Source organism: Kribbella sp. NPDC051587 (assembly GCF_044453945.1).
In the GTDB taxonomy this organism is placed as follows: domain Bacteria; phylum Actinomycetota; class Actinomycetes; order Propionibacteriales; family Kribbellaceae; genus Kribbella.
This window is the reverse complement of the sequence record NZ_JBITDE010000011.1, coordinates 17,958-34,929: the sequence shown is the minus strand read 5'-3', so window position 1 is coordinate 34,929 and position 16,972 is coordinate 17,958. Positions and strand designations below refer to the sequence as shown.

Here is a 16,972-nt window from a genome sequence, read left to right as displayed (position 1 = left end):
GACGGCAGGGGAGCGGAAGGTTGACTACTCGTCCGAGGTTTTTCGCTGGCCGTGCAGGGACCCGGCGTGCGCGGTGGCGGTCGGGTCGTTGCGGGTCTTGAGCAGGCTGGCGACGACGACGATCACCAGGATGCCGATGATCACGCCGAGGCTGACCGGGGTGGAGACCTCCGGAATGCCGTCGTGGATGTCCACGTGCGCCCAGTGCAGGATCAGCTTCACGCCGATGAACGCGAGGATGACGGCCAGCCCGGCCGACAGGTACACGAGCCGATCGAGCAACCCCTTCACCAGGAAGAACAACGCCCGCAACCCCAGTAGTGCAAAGGCGTTGGCCGCGAACACGATGTAGGCCTCGTCCGTGACACCGAACACCGCCGGGATCGAGTCCAGGGCGAAGAGCAGGTCGACGCCACCGATCGCGACCAGTACGACGAACAGCGGCGTGACGACCTTCCGCCCGTCGATCCGCGCCGTCAGCTTGCCGCCGACGTACTCCTCGCTGACCGGCAGGACGCGCCGGGCGGTCTTCACGATCACGTTGTTCTCGACGTCGGGATCCTCGTCACGGTGCCGGAACAGTTGCACCGCCGTGTAGAGCAGCAGCAGCCCGAAGATCAGGAACATGAAGGAGAACAGCGAGAGCAGCGTCGCCCCGAGCGCGATGAACGCCGCCCGCATCACCAGCGCGAGCACGATGCCGAAGGTCAGCACCTTGTGCTGATGCTCCTCCGGTACGGCGAACGTGGTCATGATGATCACGAACACGAACAGGTTGTCGACCGACAGGCTCTTCTCGACGATGTAGCCCGCGAAGTACTGCGCGCCGAAGTCGCCGCCGTACTGGCTCATGAACCACAGGCCGAACGCGACCGCCACCGCGACGTAGAACACCGACCAGGCGGCCGCCTCCTTGAACCCGACCCGATGCGGCCGCAGTGCCGCGAGCAACAGATCCACTGCCAGCAGTACGACGATCAACCCGATCGTGATCGCCCACGTCGACCCACTGAGTTCGAGCACGGTTCCTCCGTCATCCTTCGGCGGTTGGTGCAGCCGAGCCTACCGAGTCGGACCAGCTCAGTTAGTTGCGCCGCGCAACCATCGGAGAATTTCCCGGTACGCCGCGGTCGGCGGCGCGTGCGCACCGACGTACTGGATGGCTTCGGCGGCCGGCAGCGCCTCGATCAGGTAGCCGGCCTGCTTGCCGGCGCGCTCGTCGGCGGTGCCATGCCAGATGCTGGTCGGGACCCGGACATCGGCGAGGTCGAAGCCCCAGGGCGTGGCGAAGGCCACGAGGTCGTCGAGCACTCCGTCCATGCTGGTGACGAAGGTGGCGGTGAGTCGCGCCATCGCTTCCGGGTCGTCGCGAGCGGGCGGCGCCGGCGGCGCGGGGTCGTGCGGGTCCGGCGGGAACTCCGGGCCACCGGCCTCGACGGCGGCCATGACCCGTGCGAAGCTCACCTCGAGCTCGGGCCGGAGGACGTTCACGTCACGGGCGGCCTGCCAGGCGTGCCGGTCGCGGCGCGGGTCGGCCTGCTCCTCGGCCTCGGTGGGTTCGGGGTCGTGGGTAAGGGGCGGGGCGATGCCGCCGACACTGGCGCAGCGGATGACCCGGTCGGACAGGAGCGCCGCGCAGGCGAGAGCGTGCGGGCCGCCGCCGGAACCGCCGGTCACGGCGAAGGTCGACCACCCCAGGTGATCGGCCAGCAGGGCGACGTCACCGGCCGCGTCGGCGACCGAACGACCGGGCTGACGGGTGGAGCCGCCGTACCCGGGGCGATCGGGGACGGCCATCAGCAGACCGGCAGCCGCGATGGCTTCGACGACCGATGGACGTTTCCAGCGGGTGCTGGACGTCCCGCCGAGGGAGACCACCGGAAAACCGTCGGTGGGACCGTAGAGAGTGTACTTGAGCAGTCTGGAGCCGATGCGCAGTTCGCCGTCAGTTGCCGCTGTCATGCGCGGAGAGTAGCCGGACGACAGGAGGTAAACGAATCCGGAGTTACCGAGTCGAGATTCTCAGGATTCAAGATGCGGTCCGGGGGGTGGGAGGATGCCGCCTAGCTTGTGTCGGCTGTTTGAAACAACTCGTCAGGAGTGTGTGTGAGTTCGTCAGTTGCCGGGGCACTCTCGCCGACCCGGCAGGCCTTGCGCCGGGTACGACGGGATCGGAGCGCGCGGGTCGGTCTGGTGCTGGTCGTCGCGCTGATCGTGGTCGCGGCGGTCTCGCCGCTGCTGGTGAAGTTGTCGGGGCAGGATGCGTTCACCTATCACATCGACCTGCTCGATCCGGCCCGCGGGAACGCGCCGCGCGGATCGTTCGGCGGCGCGAGCGGTGAGCACTGGTTCGGGGTGGAGCCGCTGACCGGGCGGGACCTGTTCTCGATCGTGGTGCTCGGCCTGCGGACGTCGCTGGTGATCGCGATCGTGGTCACCGCGGTCACGACCGTGATCGGCACGCTGCTCGGGATCACCGCGGCGTACGTCGGCGGCTGGTTCGACGCCGTGCTGTCCCGGCTGCTGGACTTCCTGTTCGGGTTCCCGCAGCTCGTCTTCATGATTGCCCTCGGCATCATCGTGCCGGCCAAGGTGCCGCGGCCGTTGCTGCTGATCGGCGTCCTGAGCTTCTTCGGCTGGGCCGGACTGGCCCGGCTGATCCGGGCGCAGGCTCGCTCGCTGGTCACTCGCGAGTTCGTCGAGGCTGCCCGGAGCGTCGGCTCGAGCGGCTGGTGGGTGATCACCCGTGAGCTGCTGCCGAACCTGCTCGGCCCGGTTCTCGTGATCGCGACCCTGTCGATCCCCGGCTACATCGGTGCCGAGGCCGCGCTGTCCTTCCTGGGCGTCGGGGTCCCACCGCCGACACCAAGTCTCGGCCGCTCGATCTCGGACTCGATCGCGTGGGTCTACACCGGCGCCGATCCGTGGTTCATGGTCTTCCCGGGCATCGCGCTGTTCGTGGCCGTGCTCGGCTTCACGCTGCTCGGCGACGGCGTCCGGGACGCGTTCGACGTACGGCTGCGGAGGACGCACTGATGCCCGACATCGTCTGGTTCGTCATCCGGCGGCTGTTCGCCGCACTGCTCGTCATGCTCGCGCTGAGCCTGGCCGTCTACCTGGTCTTCTACGCGATCCCGGCCGACCCGGCCCATCTCGCCTGCGGCAAGCCCTGTACGCCGGACCGGCTCGAGCAGGCGCGCCATTTCATGCAGCTGGACCAGAGCACGATCCAGCAGTACCTCGCCTTCCTCAAGGGCATCTTCGCCGGTCGCACGTACGGCGACGGCGCGGCCGCGGTGCACTGCGACGCCCCCTGCTTCGGGTACTCGTTCCCGCTCGCCCGCCCGGTGACCACGCTGATCATCGACCGCCTCCCGGTGACGGCGTCGATCGCCATCGGGGCCGCCGTACTGTGGCTGATCATCGGCGTCTCGCTGGGCGTGGTCGCCGCGCTGAACCGCGGCAAGCTGCTCGACCGGCTGGCGGTCGGGGTCGCGCTGATCGGGGTGTCGACGCCGTCGTTCCTGCTCGGTCTGCTGGCGATCCTGGTCTTCGGGTTCTGGCTGAACATGGTCCCGGTCAACGGGTACGTGCCGCTGACCGAGAGCCCGGTCGACTGGGCCTGGCACCTGGTGACGCCGTGGTTGGTGCTCGCGGTGCTGTCGGCGGCGTCGTACATCCGGCTGACGCGATCGCAGATGCTCGAGGAGCTGAACCTCGACCACATCACCACCGCGCGGGCGAAGGGTGCCGGCGAGGTACGGGTCGTGGTCACCCACGGTCTGCGGGGCGCACTCGTACCGATCGTGACCCTGTTCGGTCTCGACCTCGGCGGTCTGCTCGGTGGAGCGATCCTGACCGAGAAGGTGTTCAGCATGCAGGGGCTCGGCGAGCTGCTGATCAGCGCGGTCGGTCAGCTGGACGTCGCCGTCGTCGTCGGGGTCACCCTGTTCTCGGCATTCTTGATCATCCTCGCGAACCTGGTGGTGGACATAGTGCACGGCGCTCTGGACCCGAGGGTGAGTCATGGCTGAGCCGGTGCTGGAGGTCCACGACCTGCGCGTCACGTTCGACACCGAGGGTGGCCTGGTGCCGGCCGTCGACGGCATCGACTTCGCCGTCGCGCCCGGGCAGACGCTGGCGATCGTGGGGGAGTCGGGCTCGGGCAAGAGCGTCAGCTCGGCCGCCGTGATGGGCATCCTGCCGTCGAACGCCGAGGTCAAGGGCGAGGTGCTGCTCGACGGTCGCGAGCTGGTCGGCCTGCCCGCGGACGAGCTGCGCAAGATCCGCGGGAACGACATCGCGCTGGTCTTCCAGGACGCGTTGTCGGCGCTCAATCCGTACTACACGGTCGGCTGGCAGGTCGCCGAGGCGTACCGGCTGCACCACGACGTCTCGAAGAAGGTCGCGTTCAAGCGGGCCGTCGAGATGCTCGACAAGGTCGGCATCCCGGACGCCGCGCGGCGCGCGAAGAGCTACCCCCACGAATTCTCCGGGGGAATGCGGCAGCGGGTCGTGATCGCTATGGCTCTCGTGAACGACCCGCGCGTGCTGATCGCCGACGAGCCGACGACGGCGCTCGACGTCACCGTGCAGGCGCAGATCATGCAGCTGCTGGCCGACGTCCAGGAAGAGTTCGGTACGGCGCTCGTCCTCATCTCGCATGATCTGGGCGTGGTCGCGGAGGTCGCGGACGACGTACTGGTCATGTACGCCGGTCGCGCGGCCGAGCGCGGGACGGTACGCGATCTGTTCTACCGGGCCGCGCATCCCTATTCGCTGGGACTGCTCGGCGCGATGCCGCGGATCGACGTACCGCCGAAGCCGCGGTTGGTCACCATCCCGGGATCGCCGCCGTCGCCGGGGTCGATCAAGACCGGTTGCCCGTTCCAGCCGCGCTGCGCGTACACCGAGCGGGTCGGCGAGCGCTGCATCACCGAGCGGCCCGAGCTGACGCCGCGTCCCGGTGAGGGCGACCACGAAGCCGCGTGCCATCTGGGCCGCCGACCGGAGGCGACCGCATGAGCGACGAGTTGTTGCGGCTGGACGGTGTGCGCAAGTACTTCGGTCTGCGCGGTGTGCCGTGGCGTGCTGCCCAGATGGTGAAGGCGGTCGACGGGGTCAGCCTCGTGGTCCGCAAGGGCGAGACGGTCGGGCTGGTCGGCGAGTCCGGTTCGGGCAAGTCGACGCTGGCGCGGGTCGCCACCCGGCTGCTCGATCCGACCTCGGGCCGGATCGAGATCGGCGGCAAGGACGTCACCCGGTTCCGTGGCCGACGGCTGCGGCCAGTTCGCCGTACGGTCCAGATGGTCTTCCAGGACCCGCAGGCCTCGCTGAACCCGCGGCAGTCGGTCGGCACGATTCTCAGTACGCCGTTCCGTGCGCAGGGGACGCGGCCGACCCGGGCTCAACTGGTCGAGTTGCTGCAGAAGGTCGGCCTGTCCGAGGAGCACCTGGAGCGGTACCCGCACGAGTTCTCCGGCGGGCAGCGGCAGCGGATCGGGATCGCCCGGGCGCTCGCCGTCAGCCCCGACCTGCTGATCTGCGATGAGCCGGTGTCGGCACTCGACGTCTCCGTCCAGGCTCAGGTGCTGAACCTGCTCGCCGATCTGCGCGACGAGCTCGGTCTCTCGTACGTCGTCGTCGCACACGACCTGGCCGTGGTCCGGCAGGTCGCGAGCCGGGTGGCCGTGATGTATCTCGGCACGATCGTCGAGGAGGGTCCGGCGGACCAGGTCTACGCGTCGCCGGCTCATCCGTACACGAAGGCGCTGCTGTCCGCCGTACCGGTTCCGGAACCCGGGGTGACGCGGGACCGGATCGTGCTGACCGGCGACGTACCGACCCCGATCGCACCGCCGTCGGGCTGCCCGTTCCGGACCCGCTGTTACAAGGCCGAAGACATCTGTGCCACGGATCGACCTGTACTCGAAGTAGTCCAGGGCCAGACTGAACTGCACCTTGAACACAGAGCCGCCTGCTACTTCCCCGAGCCCCCCATCTCCTGAGAGGACACGATGAAACACCTCACCCGCGTGGTCGTGGTCGCGGCCGCCCTGGCGCTGGCGGCCACCGGCTGCAACGCCAACAACAAGTCCACCCCCAGTGGCGGTGGCTCGTCGGCGGCCGCCGAGCAGGGCGGCACGCTGCAGTTCCTGAGCACCAGCAAGGAGATCAGCTTCGACCCGGCCAAGAGCCAGAACCTCGGGACGAGCGCGATCCACCTGATCCTGCGCGGCCTGACGGCGTGGAAGACCGACCCGAACAAGCCGACCGAGCTGGTCCCGGACCTGGCCACCGACACCGGCCAGGTCAGCGACGACGGCAAGACCTGGACGTACAAGCTCAAGCCCGGCCTGAAGTACGCCGACGGCTCGCAGATCGTTGCCGCCGACATCAAGTACGGCATCGAGCGCTCGTTCGCGCCGGAGCTGTCCGGTGGCCTCGGCTACCACAAGTCGCTGCTCGTCGGCGGCGACAAGTACACCGGCCCCTACAAGGGCGGCGACCTGGCGTCGGTCGAGACGCCGGACAACGCCACGATCATCTTCAAGCTGAACAAGGCGTTCGGCGACTGGCCGTGGATCGTCAGCATGCCGGCGTTCTCGCCGGTCCCGAAGAAGGCCGACACCGACCCGGCCCACTACGGCGAGAAGCCGCTGGCCAGCGGTCCGTACCAGGTGAAGTCGTACGCCCCGGGCTCGAAGCTCGAGCTGCAGCGCAACCCCAACTGGGACAAGGCCAGCGACCCGGCCCGCACCGGCCTGCCCGACGCGTACGTCTGGCAGATGGGGCTCGAGGCCAACACCGTCAACCAGCGCCTGATCCAGGACGCCGGCGACGACAAGACCGCAGCCTCCACCGGCACCAGCGTCCCGGCCGCACTGATCCCGACCGTCACCGGCAACCCGGCGGTCAAGTCGCGGGTCGCGACCTCGCCGTCCGGCGCACTGCAGTACCTGGCGATGAACAACAAGCGGCCCGCACTGTCGAACCCCGAGGTCCGCAAGGCGATCCAGTACGCCGTCGACAAGCAGGCGGTCCAGGTCGCCGAGGGCGGTCCGGAGTTCGGTGGTGAGATCGCGTCGACGCTGATCACGCCCGGCATCGACGGCTACACGAAGTACAACACCTACGAGGCTCCGCCCGCGGGTGACCCCGACAAGGCCAAGCAGCTGCTGACGGCGGCCGGGGTCACGAACCTGCGGCTCACGCTGGTCGCCGACAACGCCACCGGTCTGCCGGTCGCGCAGGCGATCCAGCAGGGCCTGAAGCGGGCCGGCATCACCGTCGACATCAAGCCGCTGGACAGCGAGCCGCTGAGCGACCTGATCACCGGCAACAAGCCCGACTACGACCTGACCGTGTCGAGCTGGCTGCCCGACTTCCCGAGCGCGATCGGCAACATCCAGCCGCTGTTCGCCACCTCGGAGATCGGCAACGGCGGCTACAACCTGTCGCGCTACTCCAACCCGACGGTGGACGCCGCCATCAACGCCGCGACCGCCGAGTCCGACAAGACCAAGGCCGCCGCGGACTGGGCCGCCCTGGACAAGCAGATCATGAACGACGCCCCGCTCGTCCCGCTGCTGTACGCGCGCAACGCGTTCCTGCACGGCTCGAAGGTCCAGAACTTCTACCTCCCGGGCTACCCGCCGTACCCGAACACGCTGATCCTGGGCCTCAGCAAGTAGCTACGTCCGGCCCTCTTTCTCCTGGGCCTCGAAGAGGGTCGGCTGGGTCTCGGCATCGAGTCCCCAGTCGGCCCTCATCACCGTGTACCCGGCCTTCTCCGCGGCCGCACACACCTTGATGTCGTCATCGACCAGTACGGCGACCGGACGGTCCTCGGACAGTTTCTTGAGTCGATCGAGTTTCATCTGGGCGCCCGGCCGGCGATCGGTGTTGCGCCGCATGTAGACGGTGCCCTCGGGGAAGCCGTTGTCCTTCAGCCACTTGAGCGTGTCCCGCCGCAGCCGCTCCGGCCGGCCGGTCAGGTAGACGATCTCGTGGTTGGCCGCGAGTGTCGTCGCGACCGTCAGCCCCTCGTCCAGCACGGCATCGTTCTTGGCGTCGGCGAAGAACGAGTCCCAGTCCTTCGGCCTCCGCTCCAGGAAGTGCACACGCTTGCTCGTGTCGGAGAGCGTGGCGTCGATGTCGAGGACGGCGTACGGGCGCGGTTCGTCAGGCACGTCGCCCAGCTTCCCAGGTACGGCGCTCGAGGGCGTACTCGACCTCACCGAACTCGGTCCCCGGCAGCGGATCCTCGAACTCCTCGTGCCACAACCGCACGAACCGCAACCCACTCCGCCGCATCACCGCTCGCGACCGATGATTCACCGCCATCGTGTCCGCAACGACCCGCTCCACCTTGATCTCGGTGAACGCGTAGGCGATCAGCATCTTCGTGCCCTCGGTCGCGTACCCCTTGCCCCACGACCGCCGGTTCAGCCGGTACCCGACATCCACAGTCGCGGCGTCGGCGGTCGGTTGCAGGCCGAACCACCCGACGAACGCGCCGCCGTCCTTCTCCTCGGCTGCGAACGTGCCCAGCCCCGGATGCTCGCCGTACACCTCGAGCATCCCCGGCAGGACAACGTTTTTGATCTCCTCGCGCGGCGTCGCCTGTCCCGTCAGGAAGCGCATCACCTCCGGATCCGAGTCCAGCTCGATCAGCAGGTCGAGGTCATCCGCGGTGAATCGCCGCAGCCGCAGCCGCTCGGTCTCCATCCTCGTCCTACCCGAGTCGCCGGAGCGTCGACTCGATGGCGACCTCGACCCGGGACGTCATGCCGGGCACCTCGACGGGGCGGCGCCCGGCGACCTGAGCACGGATCCACTTCGACGCGCTCTCGTCATAGTGCAGCAGGGCATACAGATCCCACCACGGATCGAGACTCACCCCGGCGACGGACTCATAGGCTGACCGAAGTTGGTCCGCCCACTCGGGCGAGTAGAGCGCGGCCAGGAATCGCCGGCAGTGCCCGACGTCGATCGCGCGCGATCCCCGATGAATGCCGTTCCAGTCGGTCACGCCGCTGATCCGCCCGCGCGACCACAGCAGATTGACCGGCAGCAGGTCGCAGTGCAGAAACACTGCCGGGTCCTTCGGCGGCTCCGCCGCCATCGCCTCGAACGCCGCCTTCCACACCGCTGGCCTCCGCGCGCGGCCCGGCACCCGAAGCCCATCCCGGGGAGCGATCCAGGAATCAGTCCAAGGTCTCAACGTCTTCGCCGGAAGATCGAGCGAATGCAGTTGGACGGCGAGCTCAGCGATCCGCGTCAGCCACGTCTCGGGTTCGTCCGGATCGAGGTCAACATGCCCCGGCAACCGCGACATCAACAACGACGGCGCGCCCCCGGTCGATGCCCCAGCAACATCAGCAGCAAGCACCTCAGGAACCGGCAACCCGCTCCCCGCCACCACCCGGAGGTTGGCGATCTCCTTCGCCAAAGCCTCCTCGAGACCAAGCCCCGCCGGATACTGCCGCAGTACGACGAACGTCCGCACGCCACGGTTCTCAACAGTCAGCCGATTGACGGCAGAGCAGACACCACCCGTCATCCGGCGATACCCGACAACGCGACTACCCGCCCCCATCGCCGCCGCAACCCAGTCGAGCGTCACCACGGATGGCCGACGCTCCCTGAACCCGCTCTCCCTCCAGTCGCCCTCAGCCATGCCCGCGACCCTATTCGACCAAGCCCCACCACGACATCGGATTTCCAGCCGAACAGACCGACTGGTGATGGGTCTCGCACCGGCCGGAGGAGCAAGGGTGGATGCGGGCCGAAGTGCCTGCCGGGTGAGACCTGTCACCAGTTCTTGTGTACGCAACGGCTGCCCACCACCAGCACCCCTCGACCGCAGCCCAGGGATCGGCCCGGCCACCACCTGGAGTGGGGGGCCGCGAGCGAGGGGTGTCCGGAGTGTGGGCGGTTGGGGGGTTGGGGTGTGTTGGGTTGGGTGGATTTCGGGTGGTCGGGTTAGCGTTCTGACCGCAATGGACGACTCGATCACGTTTCTGCACAGTTCGGACTGGCAGCTGGGGATGCTGCGCCGGTTCCTGGGGCCGGACGGTCAGGCCCGGTGGGGGCAGGGCCGCCTGGATGCTGTCGCGCGGATCGGTGCGGTCGCGGAGCGGACCGGGGCCGCCTTCGTGGTGGTGACGGGGGATGTGTTCGAGCACAACCAGGTGGAGCGGCAGACGATTCTGCGGGCGTGTGAGGCGCTGAAGCGGATCGCGGTTCCGGTGGTGCTGTTGCCGGGGAACCATGACGCGCTCGAGCCCGGCTCGCTGTGGACGTCGAGTCAGTGGCAGGCGCATGCACCGAAGCACGTCACGGTGCTGACGGACACGACGCCGATCGAGATCTTGCCGGGCGTCGAGGTGGTCGGTGCGCCCTGGCGGTCACGCCGGCCGACGTCCGACCCGGCTGCGGAGGCCTACGCCAAGCTGGAACCAGCCCCAGCCGGTACGACGCGCATCCTGCTCGTGCATGGGCAGCTGACGAGTCTGAGCGGCGGCATGTCCGAGGTACCGCCGATCGACCAGCCGGCGCTTGAGGCCGCGGTGGCCGCCAACAAGGTCCAGTACGTCGGCCTCGGCGACCGCCACTCGACGACGCGAGTGACTGACCGGATCTGGTTCTCCGGGACGCAGGAGGTCACCACCCCGGAGGAGACCGACCCGGGCAACGTACTGAAGGTGACTGTCAGCCAGAGCGAGATCGAGGTTGAGCCGATCCGGGTCGGCGCCTGGCACATGGTGGATCACCGCGTGGAGTTGTTCGACGAGGAGTCGCTCGACGCTCTCGAGGACTGGTTCGCCGAGCTGCCCGACAAGGAGCGCACATACGTGCGGCTGGCGGGGGACGGCTCACTCAGCCTGCCGTTGCTCAGCCGGCTCGACACGATGATCGACGTACAGGGTGAGGCGTTCGCGAGCGTTGAGCGGTGGGCGAAATTCTGGACCGTGCGGCCGGCACCGGACGCGGCGGACCTGGATGCGCTGCAGTTGAGCGGTCCGGCGCGGGCGGCGATGGAGGAGCTGCGGCAGGCGCTGGCCGGTGGCGACGAGGGCGCTGGTGCCGCGTTGTCGCTGATGCACCGATTGGCGCGGGACGCGGGATGAGGCTGCACTCTCTGACGCTGCGGAACTTCCGCGGCGTCAAGGACCGTACTGTTCGCCTGCCCGCCCTCGGTACGACGGTCGTCGTCGGCGACAACGAGGTCGGGAAGTCCAGCCTGGTCGAGGCGTTCGCGCTGATCTTCGACTTCCCGGACGACTCCAAGTCGACCAGGGTCCGCGACATCCAGCCGGTCGGGCAGGACGTCGGTCCGGAAGTGACCGCCGAGCTGACCCTGGGCGGTCGCGAGCTCACCTACACCAAGCGCTGGCTGAAGAACCGGTCGACCGAACTGGCCGTCGTCGAGTCCGACGGGCGCCGTACGGCGTGGACCGGGCGCGAGGCGCACAACGAGGCCGAGCGGCTCTTCCACGAGTACGTCGACCCGGTGCTCTGGCAGACCCTGATGGTCAGCCAGGGGCAGTCGCTGGTCCTGCCGACCCCGGCTGACGCCGAGCCGCTGATCACTGCCGTCACGGCCGAGTCCGGTACACCGGTCGATGGCGCGTCGATGCCGTTGGTGAGTGCGGTCGAGCACGAGTACCTGCGGTACTGGACGCGCGGTGGCCGGGCGACCGGCGACTACGCGAGGTCCGAGAAGGCGGTCGCGGCGGCCGAGCTGCAAGCGGCGCAGGCATTGAAGGCGATGGAGGAGGTCCAGCAGGACATTCGCCGCGCCGAGCGTTTGACCCTTGACCTCGCCGACGTGGACACGCGCCTGAGCGAGCACCTGAGCACGGTCGAGGAGGTCCGCGAACGGAAGCAGGCGACCGACGAGATCCTCCTGCGCCGCGACTCGATCCGATCCCGGGCCGAGACTGCGCGGGCTCGGCTCGAGAACCACACCCGCACGCGGATCGAGCGGGAGCGCCTGCTCGAGGAGGTCGAGCGGTTCACCAAGATCGACGCCGAGCTCGCGGAACGCCGTACCGATGCGGACACGGTCGCCAAGGCTGCGGCCGAGACCGTGCAGGCCGCCGAAGCCGCGCTCGCAGAGGTGATCGAGCTCAAGGACGTTCGCCGTACCGACGCGCAGGACGCCGAGCGGCGGGTCAGCCAGCTGATGGACCAGGCCGAGCTCGAGCGGCTGCTCGGGCAGCAGGGCGAGCTGATCGACGTGCGCGCCCGGATCGTGGCGGCCGCGGCGATCCTGGACAAGATCAAGGTCGACGACGCGTTGGTCGCGGCGCTCGAGGACGCCCGGTCCGCGGTGGTCGAGGCACGCGCCGCGCTGGCGGCCGGCGTACCGGAAGTCCTGGTACGGCGGCTTGGCGCGGAGCCGGTCGAGTTGTCGGGCAAAGGTGTTGAGCCTGGGTCAGGGCGGATGCCGAAGGAGCTCGGGTTCGACGAGTCGACCGAGCTGCTCGTATCCGGTGAGCTGACGATCGGCGTACCGGGTCAGATCGAGGTGACCGTGCGCGCGGGCGGTGAGGCGGCGACGCTGCGGTCGCGGGTCGACGATGCGGTACGGCGTGAGAAGGAGCTGCTGAAGAAAGCCGGTGTGAAGGATGTCGCGGCCGCGCGGGACCAGCTGCGCAAGGCGGATACGGCGTCGGCCGAGCTGCAGGAGGCACGTCGTACCGAGAAGTCGTTGACGTCCGCCGGGGACCCGGGGGAGCGGATCGCGGTGCTGACCGCGCGCCTCGGGGTCGACGAGGAGGACAGCGAGCAGAGCGGCGGGAAGCAGGCGGCCGTCGAGGGCGTGCCCGGGCAGATGTCGTTGTTCGAGGAGTTCGCCTCACCGCTCGACACGTTGTTCGACGACTTCGAGCTGCCGGAGGCGCCGGTCGATGACCTGGCCGCTGCGCAGCGCGCGCTGGACGAAGCGCGCACCGAGCTTGGCGTGGTCGAGCGGCTGCTGACCGACGCGGAGTTCGCGGCGCAACAGGCGCGGAAGGCAGCGGACGAGGATCGCTCCGACGCGCAGCAGGCGCGAGCTCGGTCCGAGATCGCTGGTGAGCGGTTGGCGGCGGCGGTCGACGCGTTGGCGGTTGCACGGAAGCTGCTCGACGACGAAGCGGTGACGGCGGCCGAGACGGAGGCCACGGCTGAGGTTGAGGCGGTTCTTGAGGAGCTGACCGTGGTCCAGGAGCAGGCCGATGCGGCCGGTGCGGATCAGGTCGCCGGGGAGCTGGCCGATGCGTTGTCGGTCGCGACGCGGATGCAGGGGGAGCGAGACACCCTGCGCGACGCGCTGCGGACGACCGAGGGTCGGCTGGAGCAGTCCGGCCGAGACGGGCTGGCGACTCGGCGGGACGTGGCCGAGCTGGAGTTGGCCGCCGTACGGACTGAGCACGAGAGCCTGCAGCGCCGGGCCGAGGCTGCGCGCCGGGTGTACGAGACGCTGGGCCGGCATCGGGCCGAGGCGCAGACGCGGTACTCGGAGCCTCTGCAGACCCGCATCGAGGCCCTGGGACGCAGTGTCTACGGTCCGTCGTTCAAGGTCTGGCTGGACGACGACCTGGCTGTCGCGGAGCGCGAGATGGATGGCGTGCGGTTGCCGATCGAGGCGCTCTCGACCGGTGCACAGGAGCAGCTCGCGATCATCACCCGGCTCGCGATCAGTCACCTGGTCAGCACCGGCGACGGCAGCGTGCCGGTGATCTTCGACGACGCGCTCGGCTGGTCCGACAAGGCCCGGCTGCGGGACATGGGTGCACTGCTCGGCCGTGCCGGTGACCACGGTCAGGTGATCATCCTGACCTGTATGCCGGACCGCTACGAGTACGTCCCGAAGGCGACGTTCATCAAGCTGGACGGATGATCCGTTCCGGGTAGCTGTAGACGACACAGCGCTCGCCGCGGGTGAAGCCCGCGACCGTCACGCCGAACCGCCGCGCGAGATCCACCGCCAGGCTCGACGGCGCACCGACCGCGACGATCATGCCGAGACCGGCGGCGACTGCCTTCTGCACGATCTCGTACCCCACGCGGCCGCTCACCGCGAGGACGAGCCCTTGCCGCGTCTGCTGGTTGAGCACGGTCCAGCCGACCACCTTGTCGACCGCGTTGTGGCGACCGACATCCTCCCGTACGACGACCTTGCGGCCGTCCGCGGTGAACAGACCGGCCGCGTGGAGACCGCCGGTCCGGGAGAACGTGGGCTGAGCTTCGCGGAGCAGATCGGGCAGCCGCCGTACGACGTCGACCGAGACCTCGACCGGGTTGACCGGGTCGTAGTCGCGCTCGGCGAGTTCGTCGAGGGACTGCTGACCACACACCCCGCACGCGGCCGACGTCACGCCGTACCGCTGGGGTGGTTCGCGGTCGGGCGGACCGTCGAAGGTGATGGTGACGGTGTTGAACTGCTGCTCGCGGGTGAGCTTGTTGTCGGTGCAATACGCGACCGTGCGGATCGCGTCCGGCCGGACCGCGAAGCCCTCGCCGAGGCAGAACCCGGCAGCGAGCTCGAAGTCCGCACCGGGCGTCCGCATCGTCACGACGAGCGGCTCGGGCGCGCGGCCCGGCCACTCGAGCCGGAGCTCGAGCGGCTCCTCGGTGACGACGACGTCCTCACGCCGCGAGGTGCGCTCGCCGTCGAGCACCTCGACCTTGAACCGGCTGGTCGGAGCTTTGGTCATACCCTCAAAGGTAGGTGGTCCATCCACGTCGCGGGGCCAACCAGTCCAGGAAGGTCCAGGCCGACAGGCGTTGATGCTCCCGCAGGGCGGGCGTCGTACCGATCGGTGGTGGGTTGTCGGGGTTCTTCAGCATGTACGCCGCGACGACGGCGACGAAGCAGTCGAGCTTCTCGGCCGGTACGTCGGCCGTGAGCGGGCTGGTGCGGATCGCGGCGAAGGTGTCGATGCCGTGGTGCTGGGCGATCGGCAGCATGCCGACCCAGTCCATCCAGCGCGGACCGAGGGCCAGCCAGTTCCAGTCGACCGTCCAGCAAGAGCCTGTCGTGTCGATCAGCAGGTTGTCCGGCCGCAGGTCACCGTGAGTGGCCGCCTCGCCGGTCAGCAACTCCGGTACGGCGTTCATCAGGTCGGCCAGCTCGGGCAGGATCCGCGGCAACCATTCCTGCAACCCACGCGGTAGCGGACGGTCGCCGGAAAGGATCTGCGACGGCACGAGCAACGCCGACTCACCGGACTCGAGATCGTTCAGGAAGGGGGCCAGCCCGGCGATCGGACTGGGATCCAACGCGACCGCGATCTGTTCACAGGTGGCGGTAACCACGGCGAAGTCCTCGGCCGTCCACGGCGCTCCGGGCATCCGCGCATCCACCCACTCGGACACGACCGCGAACCAATCATCGGTGCGGGCCGTGGTGACGATCGCTGGGACAGGTACCGCCGACGGCAGTTGCGGGACGATCTCGGCCTCCCGCTGATAGGCGCCGTACGAATGCAGCGTGTTGTCCGAAGCCTTGATGAAAACCCGCCGCCCGTCAGCAAGCCGAGCCGGCGCCGCGAACCCACCCGTGAACCCGGACCGGACAGAGGCACCGACGCTGACGATTTCGGTGCCGAGGGCAACGGTCAGCGCCTCCTGCAGCTCGGCCGGCACCGACGCCCAGGCCGGACGCTCAGAAGTTGCACGGTAATCGACGACGGGTGGTCCACTCATGCCCCGACGATAGAGCGCTGCGAGCCGCACCGCGCCTGAATATCGGACGGGGCTGAAACCCAGATCGAAAGGTCGAGCGGGCGGTCGCTGTCTCCCCTTACGATCACAGCGAAATTTCTGGTTCGAGCTGATCCGAAGGGGTTGGGATATGCACAAGGGACGCATGATCGGTCTCACGCTGGCGACGCTGGGGCTGGCGCTGGTCGGTGGGTCGCTGCAGGCGACTGCCGCCGAATCGCCCGCTGTCGTTGCGAAGACGGTCGCTGCGGCGCCAGGGATGTCGCCCGCGCCGGAACGTGCGACGTACATCGGCCGGTACGACTTCTACGACTACAACTGCCCGTCCGGTCGCGCCTGCCTGGCCGTGTGGAACGAGGCCGGCAGCAACTGGCGGGTCTTCGACATGTACGCGTGCACCACCTATCACCTGTCGAACGCGTACACGGGTGCGATCAAGAACAAGCAGACCGGCGGCGCCCTCGTCACCATGTACGGCGCCTCCGGCAACTTCCTCTACGCGTTCGGCGTCGACACCGAGCCGGAGCCCAGGAGCGTCAACCTGGAGCCGGTTTACACCGTTCGTCCCTGCTGACCAGCGCGTCCGTCCCTCGGTGCCCGGCGTGGCGCCGGGGGACGGGTAGCGTTCGGGTGTGGCTCTGCACGTGCTGGACCTGATCGGGATCTTTGTGTTCGGGATCACCGGCGCGCTGGTCGGAGTTCGTAAGCAGTTGGATGTGTTCGGCATCCAGGTGCTGGCGTTGGTGACCGGGCTCGGTGGTGGGTTCATCCGCGATGTGCTGATCGGCGCTACGCCGCCGGCGGCGCTCAAGGACTGGCGTTATCTCGTGGTCCCGATCGTGGCCGGCCTGATCACGTTCTTCCTGCACCCCGGCATCGAGCGAGTCGAACGACTGGTCAACATCTTCGACGCGGCCGGGCTCGGCCTGTTCTGTGTCACCGGCGCGCTGAAGGCGATCGAGTACGGTCTCTCGCCGTTGTCGGCGGCTCTCCTCGGCACCATCTCCGGCATCGGCGGCGGGGTGATCCGCGACCTGCTCAGCGGCCGCGTTCCCGTCGTACTGCGCCGCGAGATCTACGCCACCCCGGCCTTCCTCGGCGCCGCCATCGTGGTCGTCGCCTCAGCCCTCGAGTACCACGCCGTCTGGGTCTCCTACGCCGCCGTCCTCACCTGCTTCGCCATCCGCCTCCTCGCCATCCGCCGCGGCTGGAACGCCCCCCTCCCTCGAACCCACTAGGGGTAGGCGTACCG

At 68.7% G+C, this 16,972-nt stretch carries 16 protein-coding genes; 9 read left to right on the top strand and 7 right to left on the bottom strand.

Annotation, left to right across the window (positions count from 1 at the left end):
- Positions 1–24 precede the first annotated feature (24 nt).
- Positions 25–1,023 carry a TerC/Alx family metal homeostasis membrane protein gene (locus ACIA49_RS31100; protein ID WP_396381270.1) on the bottom strand — a complete coding sequence of 333 codons (999 nt, stop codon included), beginning with the start codon at positions 1,021–1,023 and terminating at the stop codon, positions 25–27.
- A 57-nt stretch (positions 1,024–1,080) separates the two neighbouring features.
- Positions 1,081–1,962, bottom strand: coding sequence for an alpha/beta fold hydrolase (locus tag ACIA49_RS31095; RefSeq protein WP_396381269.1), 882 nt, complete (start codon positions 1,960–1,962; stop codon positions 1,081–1,083).
- Between the two features lie 144 nt (positions 1,963–2,106).
- On the opposite strand from ACIA49_RS31095, the gene ACIA49_RS31090 reads away from it, so the two are divergent.
- The 5 genes from ACIA49_RS31090 to ACIA49_RS31070 are packed head-to-tail and all read left to right on the top strand — an operon-like array spanning position 2,107 to position 7,694.
- A complete protein-coding gene (locus ACIA49_RS31090) occupies positions 2,107–3,036 on the top strand; it encodes an ABC transporter permease (RefSeq protein WP_396381267.1) in 930 nt (309 codons plus the stop codon).
- On the top strand, positions 3,036–4,034 hold the full coding sequence (locus tag ACIA49_RS31085) for an ABC transporter permease (protein ID WP_396381266.1): 999 nt from the start codon (positions 3,036–3,038) through the stop codon (positions 4,032–4,034). The genes ACIA49_RS31090 and ACIA49_RS31085 overlap by 1 nt, the downstream gene beginning before the upstream one ends.
- On the top strand, positions 4,027–5,025 hold the full coding sequence (locus ACIA49_RS31080) for an ABC transporter ATP-binding protein (RefSeq protein ID WP_396381265.1): 999 nt from the start codon (positions 4,027–4,029) through the stop codon (positions 5,023–5,025). The genes ACIA49_RS31085 and ACIA49_RS31080 overlap by 8 nt, the downstream gene beginning before the upstream one ends.
- Positions 5,022–6,008: an ABC transporter ATP-binding protein gene (locus ACIA49_RS31075; protein WP_396381264.1), complete on the top strand. Its 987-nt coding sequence runs from the start codon at positions 5,022–5,024 to the stop codon at positions 6,006–6,008. The genes ACIA49_RS31080 and ACIA49_RS31075 overlap by 4 nt, the downstream gene beginning before the upstream one ends.
- A 9-nt stretch (positions 6,009–6,017) precedes the next feature.
- Positions 6,018–7,694: an ABC transporter substrate-binding protein gene (locus ACIA49_RS31070; RefSeq protein WP_396381263.1), complete on the top strand. Its 1,677-nt coding sequence runs from the start codon at positions 6,018–6,020 to the stop codon at positions 7,692–7,694.
- Here ACIA49_RS31070 and ACIA49_RS31065 read toward each other — a convergent pair whose 3' ends face one another.
- Genes ACIA49_RS31065 through ACIA49_RS31055 form a run of 3 tightly spaced genes read right to left on the bottom strand, consistent with a single transcriptional unit; the run spans position 7,695 to position 9,682 of the window.
- Positions 7,695–8,192: an HAD family acid phosphatase gene (locus ACIA49_RS31065; protein WP_396381261.1), complete on the bottom strand. Its 498-nt coding sequence runs from the start codon at positions 8,190–8,192 to the stop codon at positions 7,695–7,697. It lies immediately after the preceding gene.
- Positions 8,185–8,730 carry a GNAT family N-acetyltransferase gene (locus ACIA49_RS31060; RefSeq protein WP_396381260.1) on the bottom strand — a complete coding sequence of 182 codons (546 nt, stop codon included), beginning with the start codon at positions 8,728–8,730 and terminating at the stop codon, positions 8,185–8,187. The genes ACIA49_RS31065 and ACIA49_RS31060 overlap by 8 nt, the downstream gene beginning before the upstream one ends.
- A 7-nt stretch (positions 8,731–8,737) precedes the next feature.
- Entirely contained in the window at positions 8,738–9,682 is a 945-nt protein-coding gene (locus ACIA49_RS31055) for a phosphotransferase family protein (RefSeq protein WP_396381258.1), read from the bottom strand.
- A 322-nt stretch (positions 9,683–10,004) separates the two neighbouring features.
- Here ACIA49_RS31055 and ACIA49_RS31050 point away from each other — a divergent pair, with 322 nt between their 5' ends.
- Positions 10,005–11,135, top strand: a complete 1,131-nt coding sequence (locus tag ACIA49_RS31050; RefSeq protein ID WP_396381257.1) for an exonuclease SbcCD subunit D — start codon at positions 10,005–10,007, stop codon at positions 11,133–11,135.
- Positions 11,132–13,894, top strand: coding sequence for an AAA family ATPase (locus ACIA49_RS31045; RefSeq protein ID WP_396381256.1), 2,763 nt, complete (start codon positions 11,132–11,134; stop codon positions 13,892–13,894). Before ACIA49_RS31050 ends, ACIA49_RS31045 begins: the two co-directional genes overlap by 4 nt.
- On the opposite strand, the gene fdhD is transcribed toward ACIA49_RS31045, so the two are convergent.
- Both fdhD and ACIA49_RS31035 read right to left on the bottom strand, forming a co-directional pair.
- Positions 13,878–14,711, bottom strand: a complete 834-nt coding sequence (fdhD, locus tag ACIA49_RS31040) for a formate dehydrogenase accessory sulfurtransferase FdhD (protein WP_396381254.1) — start codon at positions 14,709–14,711, stop codon at positions 13,878–13,880. The two genes, ACIA49_RS31045 and fdhD, sit on opposite strands and share 17 nt — an antisense overlap.
- A 4-nt stretch (positions 14,712–14,715) precedes the next feature.
- On the bottom strand, positions 14,716–15,702 hold the full coding sequence (locus ACIA49_RS31035) for a phosphotransferase family protein (RefSeq protein WP_396381253.1): 987 nt from the start codon (positions 15,700–15,702) through the stop codon (positions 14,716–14,718).
- A gap of 148 nt (positions 15,703–15,850) precedes the next feature.
- Here ACIA49_RS31035 and ACIA49_RS31030 point away from each other — a divergent pair, with 148 nt between their 5' ends.
- Positions 15,851–16,294, top strand: a complete 444-nt coding sequence (locus tag ACIA49_RS31030) for a hypothetical protein (RefSeq protein ID WP_396381251.1) — start codon at positions 15,851–15,853, stop codon at positions 16,292–16,294.
- Between the two features lie 58 nt (positions 16,295–16,352).
- A complete protein-coding gene (locus ACIA49_RS31025; RefSeq protein ID WP_396381249.1) occupies positions 16,353–16,958 on the top strand; it encodes a trimeric intracellular cation channel family protein in 606 nt (201 codons plus the stop codon).
- The last annotated feature ends 14 nt before the right edge of the window (positions 16,959–16,972 follow it).